This is a genomic window from Nostoc commune NIES-4072, assembly GCF_003113895.1.
Lineage (GTDB): Bacteria > Cyanobacteriota > Cyanobacteriia > Cyanobacteriales > Nostocaceae > Nostoc > Nostoc commune.
The window spans coordinates 2966975-2984608 of sequence record NZ_BDUD01000001.1 but is presented as its reverse complement, the minus strand read 5'-3'; the positions used below and the strand labels follow the sequence as shown (position 1 = coordinate 2984608).

9 protein-coding genes and 2 pseudogenes are annotated in these 17634 nt (G+C 42.3%); 10 read left to right on the top strand and 1 reads right to left on the bottom strand.

The window, feature by feature from the left end; genetic code table 11:
• Window positions 1–2916: an NHLP bacteriocin export ABC transporter permease/ATPase subunit gene (locus tag CDC33_RS13220; protein ID WP_109008853.1), complete on the top strand. Its 2916-nt coding sequence runs from the start codon at window positions 1–3 to the stop codon at window positions 2914–2916.
• Between the two features lie 252 nt (window positions 2917–3168).
• Here CDC33_RS13220 and CDC33_RS13215 read toward each other — a convergent pair whose 3' ends face one another.
• Window positions 3169–3546 carry a hypothetical protein gene (locus CDC33_RS13215; RefSeq protein WP_439956600.1) on the bottom strand — a complete coding sequence of 126 codons (378 nt, stop codon included), beginning with the start codon at window positions 3544–3546 and terminating at the stop codon, window positions 3169–3171.
• A 77-nt stretch (window positions 3547–3623) separates the two neighbouring features.
• Between CDC33_RS13215 and CDC33_RS13210 the strand changes: the two genes are divergently transcribed.
• From CDC33_RS13210 to CDC33_RS41925, 9 genes and pseudogenes are all read left to right on the top strand, one after another.
• Window positions 3624–4046: an ABC transporter transmembrane domain-containing protein gene (locus tag CDC33_RS13210; protein WP_439956636.1), complete on the top strand. Its 423-nt coding sequence runs from the start codon at window positions 3624–3626 to the stop codon at window positions 4044–4046.
• Between the two features lie 656 nt (window positions 4047–4702).
• Entirely contained in the window at window positions 4703–4873 is a 171-nt protein-coding gene (locus tag CDC33_RS39840; protein WP_219930116.1) for a PDDEXK family nuclease, read from the top strand.
• Window positions 4870–5805, top strand: coding sequence for a hypothetical protein (locus CDC33_RS40400; protein WP_244919226.1), 936 nt, complete (start codon window positions 4870–4872; stop codon window positions 5803–5805). The genes CDC33_RS39840 and CDC33_RS40400 overlap by 4 nt, the downstream gene beginning before the upstream one ends.
• Before the next feature lie 10 nt (window positions 5806–5815).
• Window positions 5816–6313 carry an ATP-binding cassette domain-containing protein gene (locus CDC33_RS40395; RefSeq protein ID WP_244919225.1) on the top strand — a complete coding sequence of 166 codons (498 nt, stop codon included), beginning with the start codon at window positions 5816–5818 and terminating at the stop codon, window positions 6311–6313.
• A 1140-nt stretch (window positions 6314–7453) separates the two neighbouring features.
• Window positions 7454–8416 (top strand): hypothetical protein, encoded by a 963-nt coding sequence (locus CDC33_RS13195; protein WP_244919224.1) that lies wholly within the window; start codon window positions 7454–7456, stop codon window positions 8414–8416.
• 87 nt (window positions 8417–8503) lie between these two features.
• Complete coding sequence (locus tag CDC33_RS13190; protein WP_109008852.1) at window positions 8504–10246, top strand: carbamoyltransferase family protein; 1743 nt, start codon at window positions 8504–8506, stop codon at window positions 10244–10246.
• A gap of 333 nt (window positions 10247–10579) precedes the next feature.
• Window positions 10580–11056, top strand: coding sequence for a hypothetical protein (locus CDC33_RS13185; protein WP_109008851.1), 477 nt, complete (start codon window positions 10580–10582; stop codon window positions 11054–11056).
• A 178-nt stretch (window positions 11057–11234) separates the two neighbouring features.
• Window positions 11235–14390: pseudogene (locus CDC33_RS41930) on the top strand (MupA/Atu3671 family FMN-dependent luciferase-like monooxygenase); the annotation flags it as partial.
• Window positions 14388–17631, top strand: a pseudogene (locus CDC33_RS41925) (non-ribosomal peptide synthetase). The pseudogenes CDC33_RS41930 and CDC33_RS41925, both read left to right, overlap by 3 nt.
• The last annotated feature ends 3 nt before the right edge of the window (window positions 17632–17634 follow it).

Here is a 17634-nt window from a genome sequence, read left to right as displayed (position 1 = left end):
ATGGTCATCAACCAAATCAGAGGCAAAGACTTACAGGGGCAACTGTACACCCTTAAAGGCAATGAGCCAATACTGCTAGACGACCCGCAGACCATTTGGGTGGTGCAGTCCGGCTCTATAGCGTTGTTTGCTGTCACTATTAAAAATGGCATCACGGAAGGAACTCGCCGTTATTTGTTCACTCTTGATCCTGAAGAGGCACTTTTTGGAACTGCTCCCGACTCTATTGATCAGCACCGCCAACTTTTAGCAGTGCCGATGGGAGAAACAGAATTGCTGAAGGTAGACCGAGAATACTTTGAGGAGTTAGTTGTTGATGGGGATACTAGAATAGTTGCTTTGGTGGAGGGTTGGGTCGAGCAAATTAACACTACACTTTCCCATATCGCCACCCCAGCAATTCAAGTCCGAACAGTGGGAGAAGCGCGATTTTCTCTAATTGATGGTCAGACTCTCCAGCCGGAACCCCAGGCGATCGCTTGGGTACAAATTCAGCAAGGAAATGCTCGATGGATGGGGCTTGAGGAACTGATTCTAGATGTGTCAGCAGAAATTTTTCCTCTAGGCGACGGGATGTGGTTGGAAGCCGTAGGGGAGGTTCAGCTTACCACGGCTTCCACAAACGGCATCCGCAACCCAGATACCCTGCTTGGGGGGCTATCCCAGCTTCATACTCAACTGCTGCAATGTATTAACTTCCTAGAACAGCAAGAAGCTGATGAAGAAGTGCAACGGTTGACTGAGCGGGAACGTCTCAATCGTCAGGTGACAGCAGAAGCTCTAGGCGAACTAGCATCTTCCTTGGGAACTAAAGAAGCAACCTTTTTCCTGGAAGGCACACCATTGTTAGTTGTTGCCGGTGCTGTAGGTAGGTCTTTGGGTGTGAAAATTCGTCCTCCTGCTCGTTCACAAGACCTGAAGCGGATGAAGGAGCCATTGGAGGCAATTGTCCGGGCTTCGCGGTTACGAATGCGGCAGATTCTGCTACGGGACAACTGGTGGGAGAAGGACTGTGGCCCTTTGGTTGCCTACACCCAAGAGGACAACCGACCGATGGCACTGCTGCCGGTTTCTGCCACTGGCTACGAAATATTTGACCCAAGCGATCGCACTCGTCATCCTGTAGATGCTCATGTTGCCTCAACACTAGCGCCGATTGCTTATATGTTTTACCGGTCTTTGCCTGATAAAGTTCTTAACGCTAGCGATTTATTTCGGTTCGCCCTGAAGAATCGTGGCAGGGATGTGCTGATCGTTTTTTTGACTGGCATTGCCGCTACTCTGCTGGGGATGCTTACACCCCACGCTACTGCTATTTTAATTGATAACGCGATTCCAGATAGCGATCGCGGATTGTTACTACAAGTTGGTTTGGGGTTGCTGGTTGCAGCTTTTGTGACGGCAGTATTTCGGCTGTCTCAAGGGTTTGCGCTCTTGCGGATAGAAACGATTTCCGATGCCTCTACTCAAGCTGCTGTCTGGGATCGGCTGCTAAATCTGCCAGTATCGTTTTTTCGCCAGTACACCACAGGGGATCTTCAGTCCCGTGTGACATCGATTAGTACAATCCGTCGTCAATTAAGTGGTACAACCCTGATTACTCTAATCACTGGTCTGTTCTCATTATTAAACTTAGGACTTTTGTTTTACTACAGCTGGAAATTAGCTTTAGTTGCTGTGGCTGTAGCAGTAGTTGTTATAATTGTGACGGTTTTGTCGGGGATGCTCCTCGTCCGCAAAGTTCGTCCATTGTTGGAAATCAAGGGAAATATCTTCGGGCAGACGGTGCAGTTGATCAATGGTATTTCTAAACTGCGTGTTGCTGGGGCCGAGGAGCGGGGTTTCGCTTCTTGGAGTAAAAACTACAGTCGGCAAATAAAACTGGAACTTAGCACCCAAAACGTTGAAGACGCTGTGGTTCTTTTCAATACAGTCATGCCCACGCTAACTTCTGGTATCCTGTTTTGGTTTACCATCCAACAGCTTCAGGAGGCTCAGACGACAGGTGCGCTTGGACTAACAATTGGGACTTTCCTCGCTTTTAACAGTGCGTTTGGTACTTTTATTAAAGGTGCCACAGACGTTAGCAATACAGTTACTGGCGCTTTGCAAGTTGTCCCTCAGTGGAAACGCGCTCAACCAATTTTAGAAACTATACCAGAAGTGGATCTGAGCAAAGGCGATCCTGGTCAGCTCATGGGTAGAATTGCTGTAGTTCATGTCACATTCCGCTACCGACAAGATGGCCCTTTGACTTTGGATGATCTGAGTCTGTATGCCGAGCCTGGGGAGTTTATTGCGCTTGTAGGCGGTTCTGGGAGCGGTAAATCTACTATATTTAGATTGCTATTGGGGTTTGAGACTCCTGAAGATGGCACTGTCTATTATGATGGTCAAGATTTGTCTGGGTTGGATGTTGAGGCAGTGCGCCGACAGTTAGGTGTAGTTCTGCAAAATGGCCGGATTATGTCAGCTTCTATTTTCGATAATATTGCTAGCGGCGCCCAGATTACACTTGATGAAGCTTGGGAGGCAGCGCGAATGTCTGGGTTTGCTGACGATGTTGCAGCCATGCCAATGTCTATGCATACTGTGATTAGTGAAGGAGGTGGCAATCTCTCTGGAGGACAACGACAACGGTTACTAATTGCTCGTGCTTTGGCCTTAAAACCCCGCATTTTGTTATTTGATGAAGCTACCAGTGCGCTCGATAACAAAACTCAAGCGATTGTTAGTGAAAGTCTAGATAAATTGCAAGTTACTAGGATAGTTATTGCTCATCGGCTTAGTACTATCCGTAATGCTAACCGTATTTATGTACTGCAAACAGGTAGAGTTGTTCAACAAGGAACTTTCCAAGAACTTGCTGCTGTTGAAGGGCTATTTGCCCAGTTAATGGCTCGGCAAATGGGCTAGAACACCGATTCAGTAATCAGGATAAAGTAGCAGACTGCTCGGTAGTGTTAGTAAAAATTTTGGCTCTTGACATGAAGATTATGAACAACGGCGGTACGGCGGAGGTCAAATAAGTTTTTGCGAGTTCCAACGTAACGGATACCGTTGGCGAATTCCCAAAACAGCTAAACTGAACCGATTAGTTCAGAAATGAAACGATTGAGAACCTTCTGAACATTTTTATACCCAGTAGCTTGCTTACCTAATTTCAGTTCAGACATAATGCGATCGCTTCCAGCGGGCGGGTACGCCATCGCGTAAAATTTCAAGTTCTCTTATAGTTGGTAAACCAACAGACTGTCTTTCGCGCTCCGTATCAGATGTTAGAGAAAACTCGCTCTGCCGTGTAATACTCGGTTGGGGTTCGTTTTGCCCCTGATCAGGAGCTAAAAATTCTGAGTCTTCCCGTGTAATACTTGGTAGAATGTTATGTCTAACAATGTGTTCTAAATAGTCAGCCCTAGTTAAACCCAAACATTCAGAGGCTATCCCTAAGCTTTTCCAGGTGTCATCAGTCAGTCGCAAAGAACGTACTTCACGATAATCATCATTCTTGAGCGCAAACTTTCCCTGAATATCCCGTTTTAACATCAATTTCACCGTGTATTACATCGTAAGTTTAACTTAGAATAGCCAGCCTAACCATGTAATACACGGGAAATGCTCAAATTGGCATCCAAACGATAGAAACCATCAAAGCTTCTGGGCTGGAGTCAGATTTATTTGCTCGGTTTGCGGGTTATTATGCTAAAGCACTCAACGCCCAACAACATTTAGGCTTACAAACTCAAATTCTCACTACATTACCCACAATTTTGACAGCCCTAGCCACAGCTTCTATTTTGCTGGTTGGTGGTTTACAGGTAATTAAGGGCAATCTCAGTATTGGAATGCTGGTTGCCTACCAAAGTTTAACACTAAGTTTTTTAGAGCCAGTTAATAGCCTCGTTAACTTCGGCAGTGCACTCCAAAATTTAGAAGCTGATTTAAATCGGCTTGATGATGTATTGCAAAACCCTGTTGATTTGGAAGTGGAGGGGAGTAAGAGGGCAGGGGGCAGGGGGAAGAGGGCAGGAGGCACTAGCTATTAGTGATTCTCCCTTATCTCTCTGGCAATTACAGGGTAATGTTGAGTTGAGTTACGGAATGTCACCAAAACAGTGCTGAGTGCCGAGTAACGAGTGCTGAGTAAAAAGTAAAATTAATTGCACTCAGCATATAGGGTCTGAATCCTTACAATTTATTTATGAAAAAAATAAAAATATTTTTTTTGAGACACGTAGTGCAAGAAAAAATACGTCCTTGTTTTCAATCCCCTAGTTTTAACTATGGGGTTATACTCAGCACTCAGCACTCAGTACTCAGCACTACTGAATTTTGGGTACAGTCGTGTAGAACCTCCGTTGATTGAGAATTTGAGCTAGACTGTCAAGTCAGGGCAAAGAATAGCTCTTGTGGGGGAAGTGGTTCTGGTAAATCCACAGTTGCTAAATTCAGTAGATCGAAAACTTTTGAAAGTTGACGAAATCATAAGGGTTTCAGGCGACGTTTCTGGGGCTGGCAATCACAATTACTTGCGATCGCTCTTAAGTCCATCCAGAACAGAGGTACTTGAAAGGCAGATCAGAAGCTGATTTCGGCGGATTGCATTCCCCAGTTCAAATTCAAGGCTGGTAAGGCTTCTGGAAAACTTTTCGGTCTACTGAATTTAGATACTCCCGATGCAGTTGTCAGATTAAATGTTTATATGGCGGCTACTCGCTCAATCGTTACATCTATGGGATTTTTTATAGAAGACCTGTTACTTACTAGTTCTGATACCGTTGAAAAAGCTCCTAATAAATCAGGATGGGATTTGGTTAAAACTACGAGTAATGGTGAAAAATTTTGGTTGCAAATAAGAGTAGTCCGCAAGTGAATCCTTCTTCAAAAATCTACTCCCTTCAAGCAAATCAACCAGTACTGTTGAATGACTCAGAAACATTGTGGATAGTGCAGTCTGGAACATTGGCGGTGTTTGCAACTAGAGTTAAAAACAGTTTACCAAAGGAGCATCGCCGCTATTTGTTTCATGTCAACGCTGGTGAAGCATTGTTACCGGAATTAATAGCACAAAGCCAATGGAGTTTTGTAGCGATCGCAATTGAACCCACCCAATTATGCCAGATGTCAATGGTTGATTTGGTTAAGGGAATCGCGGCGGCTGACTCTCAAGCCATAGAATTTTTAGAAGGTTGGGTAAATCATTTAGGACAATCTCTTAGCGCCCAGCAAACAGTTTTGACAACACCATTAAACCTTGTGCAGACATTAGGGCGGGATTTTTCATTATCGCCTGGTGAAACGCTACAGTGGAGGCAACAAACACTTTTATGGATGAAGTTGCAGCAAAGCAATACTCACTGGATGGGAGTCGAGGAATTAACCTTGAATTCTACCTCACCAGCGTTTCCACTCACGAGGGATATGTGGCTGGAGGCAGAAGATGCAGTTATCGGAGAAATGTTGCCAACGGCAGATTTAGAAAATTTCGAGGAACTTCTGGCAGGTTTAGCCAGTTTGCATACTTGTTTCTTTCGCTACTTCAGTTTGCTGACAAATAAAGAAACAGAAGCAGAATTTCGGCAGTTTCAGGAACGCGAACAATTTAATCAACAAGTAATAGAGGGGGCACTCTCTGATTTAGCAACAGTATTGCAGCCGCAGCAAGAGGCGATTTTTTCTCAGGAAGGGCCGCCCTTATTGGTAGCATTTGGTGCAGTTGGGCGATCGCTGGGAATAGAAATTCGTCCACCAGCAGAGGATTTGAATTCTATTAAAGACCCTGTAGCCGCGATCGCGCAAGCATGAACTCCAGGCTGTGCGAAGACAGTTAGGAGTGGTACTGCAAAATGGTAAAATCGGTACAGGCTCGGTTTTTGATAACATCACCGCCGGGGCTTTAGTTTCCTTAGAAGAAGCTTGGTCAGCAGCACAGATGGCAGGCTTTGCTGATGATATCAAGCAAATGCCAATGGGGATGCATACGATTGTTGCCGAGGGTGGTAGTAATCTTTCCGGTGGACAACGGCAAAGATTATTGATTGCGCGATCGCTTGTTTCCAAGCCTAAAATTATCTTGATGGATGAAGCAACCAGCGCCCTAGATAACCGCACCCAGGCAATTGTAACTGAAAGTTTAGCTAAGTTAAATGCTACCAGAGTGGTGATTGCCCATCGCCTCAGCACCATTCGTAATGCCGATCGCATCTATGTTATCGACGATGGTCATGTCGTCCAGGTAGGTAATTTTTCGGAATTGATTGCTCAATCAGGGTTATTTGCCAGACTGGTAGCCCAACAATTAGAAGGGGAGTAGGGGCGCAAGCAATACGGTTCGGTTAAAAGGGAAAGGGGAAAGGTTTTGAATACATCCTTTACCCCTTTCCCTTTCACCAGACTACAAGGAAAGTGAAAAATGCTTATCCGAACTGTATTGGACGATGCGAACGCATTTGTTATTTCGGCGAACGCATTTGTTACTTCGGCGAACGCATTTGTTACTTTGGCGTGTCTATAACGCACTCTAATCTATACTTTTCGGGTTTTTGGGAAAAGGTTAAAGGGTAAAGGTTAAAGGTTAAAGGGGAAGGGGACAATGGAAAGGGGAAACGTTAAAGGGTAGTATTTCAATACTGCTCGGGTTTTGGATTTTTAACTCAGAATCAGGTTTGAGGAAAAGGTTACTGGGTTTGGGTTAAAGGTTTTTTCTTTCCCTTTTCCCCAAAACCCGACAAGTATTGGGTAGTATTTAAACCTTTTCCCTCTTCCCCCTTACCCTTTTCCCCTCTTCATTTTCCCGACAAATGCCAAGAAGTGTTAACAGTTAAGTTGCGACTAGTTGGTGGCGGCGTAGGTCAGAGTAGTACACTGTTCCATCAAAACCGTTACTTTTCGTCGGTTATGCGAGCAGTTTCCCAGTTTGGAGCAAATAATCTCTAGTCATCTAACGTATGTTTGACTACTCTGGCTATCCTAGAAGTTGAACGAGATAATTGGGGTTCTATAACTCGCGTTCGCTTCTGTGAGTTGCATTTAAGGCTCAACCTGACACTTTTCAAACACCCTCTTACACTGAGAGAGCTTTTTAGAAGCTGAGGACTTTTCAAACAACCTCCAATGAGAATTGCTGCTTTGAGGAGCGTTTTCTCATCGTTTACGTTTTGAACCTGATTTATTCCTATTTTTTAATTTTTCACCTATCAATCCTGATTTTTTATTCTTTGATTAATTGTATACCTAATCTTATATAGAATATTTACCTGACTTTTTCCTCTTGTATTCTAGTTTAATTTTGATAAATATAGTGAATGTAAAGAGTATTTCTGAATAGTGTATGAGGCTAATCGTTATGTAATTGGTTCTGATCCAACTCAACTCAGGCAGCATATTTACTTATCTTCAATATAGGTGACTTTTTTCGCACTTACTTATTTTCTTCAATTAATTTAGGATTTTTATGGCTATGCGTACTCATATTTTTTCAACACTGATTGGCTTAACCACAGTTTCCGTATGCATGTCTCTACCAGTTCAGGCTGCAACTTTTAATTACGACCAACTGAAAAATATTTCATCACGACCAATCAACTCTGAGAACCGCCTAACTTTTTCTGGAGAGCCATTTCAGAATCAAGGATATACAGTTTTCTCCAATCTAAATCCCATCTCTCTAGACTCTGGTCATCAAGTTATTAATCTAAATGGAGTAGGTAATGCTCCTTATTACGTGACTGGTCGCCAAGGAAGTCCAGAAGTTCCTCCAAGCTATGCTACTAGGGCAACAAGTTTGAATGAAATTGCTGGATTTCCTATGTTTAGTAAATACATAAAAAATAATGGAATTACGCTGGATAATGTTGGCTTTGCCTTTGGTCAAAAGAGTGACCGTGATTTTACCAAAACATGGAACTTAGGAGATGATCGTCTCGGCAAAGATTGGTTTGCTAGTTCTGATTCAACTATTGAAGAAAGAATTTATAAAGCTAATCCAGATGATGTTGAAGCATTTCTCTCTTTTGACAGGCAAAAGATAGTTGATTTTGGGTATTCAGATATTTACGGAGCTATAAATTACGGTGCCACAACATCCGTTTCTGATGATAGTGACGTTGCTTTTACCGATCCAATGACAGTCAAAAAAGTGATTGGGTTAGATCCAATTGAGGACGCTTTAGCTAATGCTTTCTTACAAGATGTTGTTGCTGGCGGTGGTAAAGTCCAGCTAGTTCACGAGGAATACCAACCTGACGAAACTAATTTTATTCTCGGAAATGGATTTGGTGGAATAAATCTTCGATTTGGAGCTTCTATCCAGGTGGTAAGCACTAGATCAGTACCCGAACCTTCTCTTGCATTGGGCTTATTAATGTTTGGAATTTTCAATGCAATTTATTTTTCAAAAAAACCAGAAAATAGCTAGACAAAATTTGCATAAAAGGTGCAATAACGCCTGATTAAATGTTAGTGAGATAGAATTAGAGATTTTACAAATTTAGGGATAAATGTTATGAATCGTTACTATATAGGTTTAGCAAATACTTGCCACGATCCAGCGATCGCCATTGTTGATTCTACAGGTAAAGTGGTGTTTGCAGAAGCATTAGAACGTTACCTACAGAACAAAAGAGCTTGGGATGTTCAACCAGATAACTTCAATCAAATTGTGCAACTGATTGAGACTTATTGCGACCCCAAAGCAGAGTTTGTTGTGTCCACGACTTGGAGCTTTGATACATGGCAAGTTTATTTACATCAACTGTACTTTTACTTCTATTTGGGTATCAAAGGAACTAAAAGTATTATGCAACCATCTTGGAAAAAGCTATTGCCCTATCGGCAAAACTTTGACTGGTTGGCAGTTCTCCAATTTACAGCGTTACTCAAGACGGGTAGAAATTTAGCCTTTCAAATGCGCTCTCGATTCAACAACGATCGCGTGATCTTCAAGCAATACCGACACCACCTGACTCATGCAGCCACTGCTTGTTATAGCAGTCCTTTCACCGATGCTGCTTGCATCATTGTAGATGGCGAAGGTGAAAAAGGCTCAGTCAGTTGCTACAGCTACAGAAACGGGCATTTAAAGCTTGTGCAGGAGTCTACAGGTACTGGTAGTTTAGGAGTTCTGTACGCACAAATTACTGAACTTTGCGGTTTTGATTGGCGCAAAGGTGAGGAGTGGAAAGTAATGGGTTTAGCACCTTACGGTAAAGTCGATCCCGAAGTATACAGCTTAATCCGTTCGATGATTGAAGTTAAAGACTACAGCTTGAAATTTGCCTCTGCTGATCAGATGGCTAGTATCTTCGCCGACCTCAAGCGTAGAGCAATACCTTCTAGCTCCTCTTATTGGGAAGCAGTAAATCTAGCCGCTAGTGGGCAAAAGGTATTTAGTGATGTGATGGAAGAACTTCTAAATAACTTCTATAAGTTAGGCATTTCCGACAATCTAGTTTTAGGTGGAGGATGTGCGTTGAACTCAGCATTTAACGGTAAGCTGCTCGAAAAAGTCCCCTTCAAAGCCTTGCACGTTCCCTCTGCGCCAGCAGACGACGGTAATGCAATTGGCGCAGCTTTACTAGCATATTATGAGGAGCATCCCAGTGAATTACATCAGCCAAGTCTTCAATCACCCTACCTTGGCTCCACCATCAATGAGAAATCGCTGCATAATCTACTCCAGTTCGGTAAAATTGAGCGAGTACGCCACTTGCCAGGAACAGTACACTTAGAGGCCGCAAAGTTGCTATCTCAAGGTAAATTGTTGGCATGGGTTCAAGGACGCGCTGAGTTTGGCCCCCGCGCACTAGGAAATCGCTCTATTCTGGCAGATCCTCGTTCTCCAAAGATGAAAGAGGAAATTAACAAGCGTGTCAAATTCCGTGAAGAATACCGACCTTTTGCTCCATCTATCTTGCATGAGTTTGGACACAAGTACTTTGAAAACTATCAGGAATCACCCTACATGGAACGCACCCTCTCCTGGCTGCCAGAAGTTAGGGAACAAGTACCAGCAGTAGTTCACGTCAACAATACCGGACGTTTGCAAACAGTCAAGCGGGAATGGAACGAAAAATATTACAAACTGATTGAAGCCTTCTACGAAATCACATCTGTTCCAATTATTCTCAATACCAGTCTTAACGTCATGGGTAAACCAATTATTCACACCGTTGAAGATGCTATTAGCGTATTTTATACAACTGGTCTTGATGCACTGGTTATCGAAGACTATCTGATTGAGAAGTGAATGGCACTCTTGTTAAGCATTAACCTTTGATGTTACTGGATTTGAGGTGTGGGGAATTAAGAAGTAGTAAGTAGGACGGCGTAAATAATTAAAAGTTTGTAGTGAGGGCTACCCAACGGGAATGTTTTGCGAACAGCCCTCTCTACGAGACGTACTCGCGTTTACTACAAACTAATTTCAATCTTTTTTACATTAATTAATATAGGTTGAATTCTTCTCATCGTCTTACTTAAGCTTTATTTTACACTCGGACTTCACGTTAATTAAGCCTACACCCAATAGCCTTGGTTTTGCAAAACCAAACTATTTACTTTTTTCCCAATTATCAAGATTATGTCTCAATGCACAAACTTATCTATTCCCGAAAACGTGATACCTGCGTTAGAGCAGTTACAATATGAGGTAGAAAAAGTTGAGAATACGTTGTTAGAACTACGTCAAAAAAAGCAAGAAGTTATACAGCATCAATTAAGCGCAGGTATTCACAAATTAGCAACCATAGCTAATAATATCAATGTTTTAGCTAATAGTATTGAAAACGAAATCTTTAATTTCCAAGTAACTGCTGTTGAAGTTAATCATCTCTATCAGACTATCCAAAATTCTCCACTTTTTAAACTACCTAACGAGGAGAAATCGACAATACCTCATTCCATGCCTATTAATATCTGGAAAATTGCTGATTCAACCATCTTTATTCCTACTGTTATTATAAGTAAATCTCAGTTTATCTTGACAGCAAAATCCGTTGATATCCATAAAAAAGAGATTGTATCTCAAAAAAATGATAGTAATTATTTGCTATGGTAGGTGTTAACAGACTGACTGTTTTGCATCTAAAAATAAATAGTAAATTTTAGCTGTCAAAATTAATCTGATTTAGCACTCGTAGTCATCTCATTTTCGTTTCAAATACTATTCATCTGAACTAATTTCTGAAATAAAGAGTCCACAGTAGCCTTGTATTCAAATTTTAGAGTCATCACCCATGATTATTACATCTGAGAACTTGAACTTAGAATTTTCCCAAGACATTGCCACTCTAGTAGATATTCTGCGCTATAGATCAGTTGCTCAACCAAATAAAGTAGCTTTTACCTTTTTAGAGGATGGAGAAATAGAGAGAGCAAGCTTGACTTATGAAGAATTAGATCGTCAGGCTAGAGCGATCGCAGTACAATTACAAACCCTTGGAGTTGCAGGCTCTCGTGCTTTGTTAATCTACCCACCAGGACTAGAATTTATTAGTGCCTTCTTTGGATGTTTGTATTCTCGAACGGTAGCTGTTCCCGCTTATCCGCCACGGCGCAATCAAAATTTATCAAGGTTGCAAGCGATCGTATCAGATGCCAATGCTAAGGTAGCACTGACCACAACCTCAGTTTTGACTAATTTTCAAGGTCGGTTAACTGAAAGTCCAGAATTGGCATCTCTGCAATGGTTGGCTACTGATAATGTCAATAATGACTTTTCATCAAACTGGCAACAACCAGAAGTGAATGGCGATACCTTAGCTTTTCTTCAGTACACTTCTGGCTCTACGGGTACACCGAAGGGAGTAATGCTAACTCATGGCAATATACTACACAACGAAGAAATGATCCGTAGGTCATTCCAACATACAGAAGAAAGCATAGTTGTTGGTTGGCTACCTCTATTCCATGACATGGGATTAATTGGTAATGTGCTACAGCCTCTGTACTTAGGGATACCAAGCATTCTCATGTCACCTGTAGAATTTCTTCAGCAACCTTTGCGTTGGCTCAAAGCAATTTCTCGCTACAAAGCAACTACCAGTGGCGGCCCAAATTTTGCTTATGACTTGTGTGTTCATAAGATTACGCCAAAACAGCGAGAAGGTCTAGATTTGAGCAGTTGGAGTTTAGCTTTCAATGGTGCTGAATATATTCGTGCGGAAACGTTAGACAAATTTGCAGCTACTTTCGCACCTTACGGTTTCCGTCGGGAAGCATTTTATCCCTGTTATGGAATGGCTGAAACCACTTTATTTGTCTGTGGGGGTGAGAAAAAATCACCACCTGTAGTTTCTCAGGTCGAAGCGATCGCTCTTGAGCAAAACTTGGTTGTAAACTATGAGGAAGACAATTCTAAAAAAATTGTCGGTTGCGGTCATGCTTGGCTAGATGGAAAAATCGTCATCGCTAATCCCAAATCTTTACGAGAATGCTCATCTGATGAAGTGGGAGAAATTTGGGTGTCAGGTGCAAACATTGCTCAGGGTTATTGGAACCGACCTACTGAGACTGAAAAAGTTTTCAACGCTTTTCTGACGGATAGTGGTCAAGGACCGTTTCTTCGCACCGGAGACTTGGGATTTATCCGAGATGGTGAATTGTTCGTTACGGGTCGCCTCAAGGATGTAATTATCATTCGGGGTCGCAACTATTATCCTCAAGATATTGAACTAACTGTAGAACAAAGCCATCCTGGACTTAACCCAGGTTGTGGTGCGGCGTTTACAGTGGAAATCAACGGTGAAGAACGACTGATTGTTGTTCAGGAAGTTGAGCGTAGTTATCTACGAAAATTCGATATGAATCAGGTGTCCGCAGACATCCGTAGGGCAGTATCGCAACAGCACGAGTTACAAGTTTATGGGGTAGTACTGTTAAAAACTGGGAATCTTCCGAAGACTTCGAGTGGTAAAATTCAACGTCATGTCTGCCGCAGTGGTTTTATTGCAGGTAATCTAGCTGTTGTAGGTTCGAGTATCTTAGAGCAGACGGATAACTCAATCGCAGACATCAACACAAATCCAGAGCTATCATCAATTTCATCGTCAACACAATCCTCATTAGAATTAATCTTGCGCGACAAAATCGCCCCAATTTTGAAGATTGCTGCAACTCAACTCCAACTAGAACAGCCTCTTCATAGCTTAGGTATTGATTCCCTACAAGCGATCGCTATTAAAGACGAAATCGAATCTAACTTCGGTCTAGTTTTACCGATAGAAGTGTTCTTAGAAAATATTAGCATTTCTGAACTAGCTGCCCGTATTCGTCAGAACAGATTACCTTCTCAAAACGTCTCAGCTAAATTAGAATCTGCGCTTCAAATCCAAACTAAACCGCAAATACAACAAAGTTCCGCAATAACTCACAATCGAGTTGTTGAACAAGGTTTGCAATTTAGCTTGTTTTACTTCTCAAGTAACGAAGCCGAATTTACAGACAACAAATATAAACTTTTGATAGAAGGAGCCAAGTTTGCAGACCAAAATGATTTTACTGCGGTTTGGATACCAGAACGACATTTTCACGCCTTTGGTGGACTTTACCCTAATCCTTCTGTATTAGCTGCTGCTTTGGCAATGGTAACTAAGCGGGTTCGCATTCGTGCTGGTAGTGTTGTCTTACCCCTACAAAACCCGATCCGAGTCGCTGAAGAATGGTCGGTTGTCGATAATTTATCGCAAGGAAGGGTAGACCTAGCCTTTGCTAAAGGTTGGAACCCAAATGATTTTGTGCTTTCACCAAACACCTATGCCAATAGTACAGAAGTTTTGTACTCAGGCATTGAAAAAGTGCAAAAGCTCTGGCAAAGTAAGTCAATCTCGTTACCAAATGGTGTTGGTAACGAAACGGAAATTCAAATTTATCCTTTACCCAAGCAGCAAGAATTGGCTATTTGGTTAACTTGTAGTGGCAGCAAAGAAAGATTTATTGAAGCTGGAGCCTCTGGATTTAACATCTTAACAGCCCTTCTTTTCCAATCCACGGAAGAATTAGCCGAAAAAATCGCCCTTTATCGGCAGTCACGAGCCGCACACGGCCACGACCCAAATACAGGCCGTGTTACCTTGATGCTGCATACATTTATCGGTGATGACATCAACAATGTTCGTCAAAAGGTTAGAGAGCCATTTATTGAATATCTGAAAACATCTGTTAATTTATGGCGACAGGGAGCTAAAAGTCTAGATGATTTAAACGAGCAACAGCGCTCAGACTTATTAACTTATGCCTTCGAGCGCTACTTTCAAACTAGTGCGCTATTTGGTACACCAGAAACCTGTTTGCAAATGGTTAATCGCCTTGAAGAAATTGGTGTTAACGAAATTGCCAGTCTCATTGATTTCGGCATTGATGGCGATTCAGTAATAACTGGTCTTGATTCTTTGAAAAAACTCAAAGAACTTGCTCATCAAGTCGAAATTTCAGATACAGCTAATACAAAGATTTTTCCTCTTTCTCGCAATCAGCAAGCACTATGGTTTTTGTACAAACTTGCACCAAAAAGCCCAGCTTACAACACTGCATTAACAATGCGTATATGCGGTAATTTAGATAAGCAAGCTTGGCAAAATGCTTTGCAAAAACTGGTAGAGCGCCATCCAATTTTGCGAACCACTTTTACAGAACATGAAAGTGAATATGTACAAGAAATTCGGTTATCTCAAGAAATATCTTGTGCAGAAATTGATGCTAGAGATTGGACTGAAGAAAGACTAAAAGAGGAAGTAATCGCAGCATATCAACTTCCCTTCGATTTGGAGCGAGATTCAGTATTAAGGGTAAGTTTGTTCACTCGTTCTGAGCAGGAGCATATTTTCTTACTTGCAATACATCATATTGTCCGTGATGGCTGGTCAGTATTAATTCTGCTTGATGAATTGCAAAAGCTCTACTCGGCTGCAAAAGCGGGTACAAAAGCCTCCTTAGCGCCAATCAAATATCACTACAGCGATTATGTGCAATGGCAAACGCAAATGTTGGCAGGTGATGTTGGGGAGCGTCTATGGCACTATTGGCAACAGAAACTTTCTGGTAACTTAACTGTTCTAGAGTTACCTAGCGTTAGCGAAGCTCGCCGTAGGCATCGCCCGCGCCCACCAGTACAAACATATCAGGGAGCTTCCCATGTCTTTAAGCTGAGTGAAGAGATGACTGTACGCCTCAAGAGGATGGCAAAAGCCGAGAAAGCGACATTGTTTACACTCTTGTTAGCAAGCTTCCAGGCACTTTTGCATCGCTACACAGGCGCTGAAGATATTCTTGTGGGTTCTCCCTTTGCAGGTAGACAACACACTAAATTTGCCCGCACGGTTGGTCATTTTGTTAACTCTGTAGTTTTAAGAGCAAATCTTGCTGGGAATCCCAGCTTCAAGGCGTTTTTGGCTCAAGTTAGACAAACAGTATTGGAAGCGATCGCTCATCAAGATTATCCTTTTGGGTTATTGGTCGAACGCTTGCAACCAAACCGGGATCTGTCCCACACTCCTCTGTTTCAGGTAAACTTCGTATATTTACAACAAATCGAGCGATTTGGCAATATTTTAGAGTTTTTCCTGCCTGAAGAAACAGACCTAGAAATTGATTGTCACGATTTGCAGTTGAAACCTTTTGTGATTCCCCAAGAAGAAGGACAATTTGATTTAACTTTGGAAGTGGTAGAAGCAAGCAAATCTCTGTTTGCTGCCTTTAAATACAACACTGACCTATTTGATGCTAGTACTATCGAGCGGATGGCGGGGCATTTCCAGACAATGCTTGAGGGAATTCTTGCTCAACCAGAGCAGCCCATTTCCCAATTACCTCTGCTAACAAAAGCTGAACAACAATTGCTCCTGGAATTTAATCATACTCAAATAGAATATACTCAAGATCGGTGTATTCATCAGTTGTTTGAAGAACAGGTAGAGCGGACTCCAGATGCAGTAGCTTTAGTATTTGATTCACAACAACTCACCTATCGGCAATTAAACGAACGTGCGAATCAATTAGCAAATTACCTGCGGACTTTGGGTGTGAAACCGGAAGTCCTGGTAGGCATCTGTGTAGAACGCTCTTTAGAGATGGTGGTGGGACTGTTAGGAATTCTGAAGGCTGGTGGAGCTTATGTACCTCTAGACCCAGCTTATCCTGATGAACGTCTGAGTTTTATGCTATCAGATGCTCAAGTGTCAGTATTGTTGACACAACAGCAGCTTGTCGCAGGTTTACCCAACCATGAAGCGGTTGTATGCCTAGACACCGACTGGTATCATATCACTAAGCATTGTCAGAAAAACCCGATCACTGAGGTGACATCTCACAACCTGGCTTACACTATCTACACTTCTGGATCTACGAGTAACGACTTTTACCTTTGACATTGCTATCTTAGAAATTTTTCTGCCAATGATTGTAGGTGCTTGCTTAGTGATGGCAAAGCGTGAAGTCACTGTTGATGGTAAACAGTTGTTGGATTTGCTAGTCAACTCTGGTGCTACAGTTATGCAAGCTACCCCAGCTACTTGGAGATTATTGCTAGAAGCTGGATGGCAAAATTCCCATAAATTAAAAATACTTTGTGGGGGTGAAGCTTTACCCAAGAAGTTAGCCAATCAATTACTAGAAAGAAGTACTTCCCTGTGGAACGTTTATGGCCCAACAGAGACTACCATCTGGTCACTAATTTCTCAAGTTGAGTCTGAGGCAGAATTAATTTCCATCGGTAGTCCTATTGCCAACACTGAAGTTTATATCTTAGACCGCCATCTGCAACCAGTTCCCATTGGCGTACCTGGGGAACTGCATATCGGTGGTGCAGGTTTAGCGCGAGGCTACCTTAACCGTCCTGAGTTGACAGCAGAGAAATTTATCCGCAATCCCTTTAGCGACGAAGAAGGCGCACGGCTTTACAAAACTGGAGACTTAGTACGTTATTTGAGCGATCGCCGTATTGAGTATCTGGGACGTATCGATTTTTTAGTAAAAATACGTGGTTTCCGCATTGAGTTAGGAGAGATAGAAGCTGTATTGAGCCAAGACCCATCTGTACTCCAGGCAGTAGTTATTGCCCGCGAAGACGTTCCTGGGGATCAGCGCTTAGTCGCTTACGTAGTGCCAAATCAGGAACTAACACCGACAACTACTGATTTGCGTCGCGTCCTCAAGGAAAAACTGCCTGATTACATGATTCCTTCGGCTTTCGTCATGGTGGAAGCCCTACCACTTACACCTAATGGCAAACTAGACCGCCGTGCTTTACCAGCTCCTCAAGGTTTACGCCCAGAGATGGCTGCTAATTATGAAATGCCTCAAACCGAAGCTGAAGTCTTGATTGCAGCCATCTGGCAAGAAATACTTCAACTAGAAAAGGTGGGTATTAATGACAACTTCTTCGATTTGGGTGGTCATTCATTACTCATGGTGCAGATTTATAACAAACTCCAAAAGATTTTTGCCCAAGAGTTCTCAATGGTTGAAATGTTTAAATATCCAACTATCCACTCTTTAGCTAAATACTTAAGCCAGGATGTAAATGATAAATTTGTTTCTTTGCCAAGCTACGAACAATCTCATAATCGTCAGGTTCGCAGAACTTCTATGAACCAACGAAGGCAGTTAAGGTTTCAAAACAGTTCATTGAGCAAATAATTA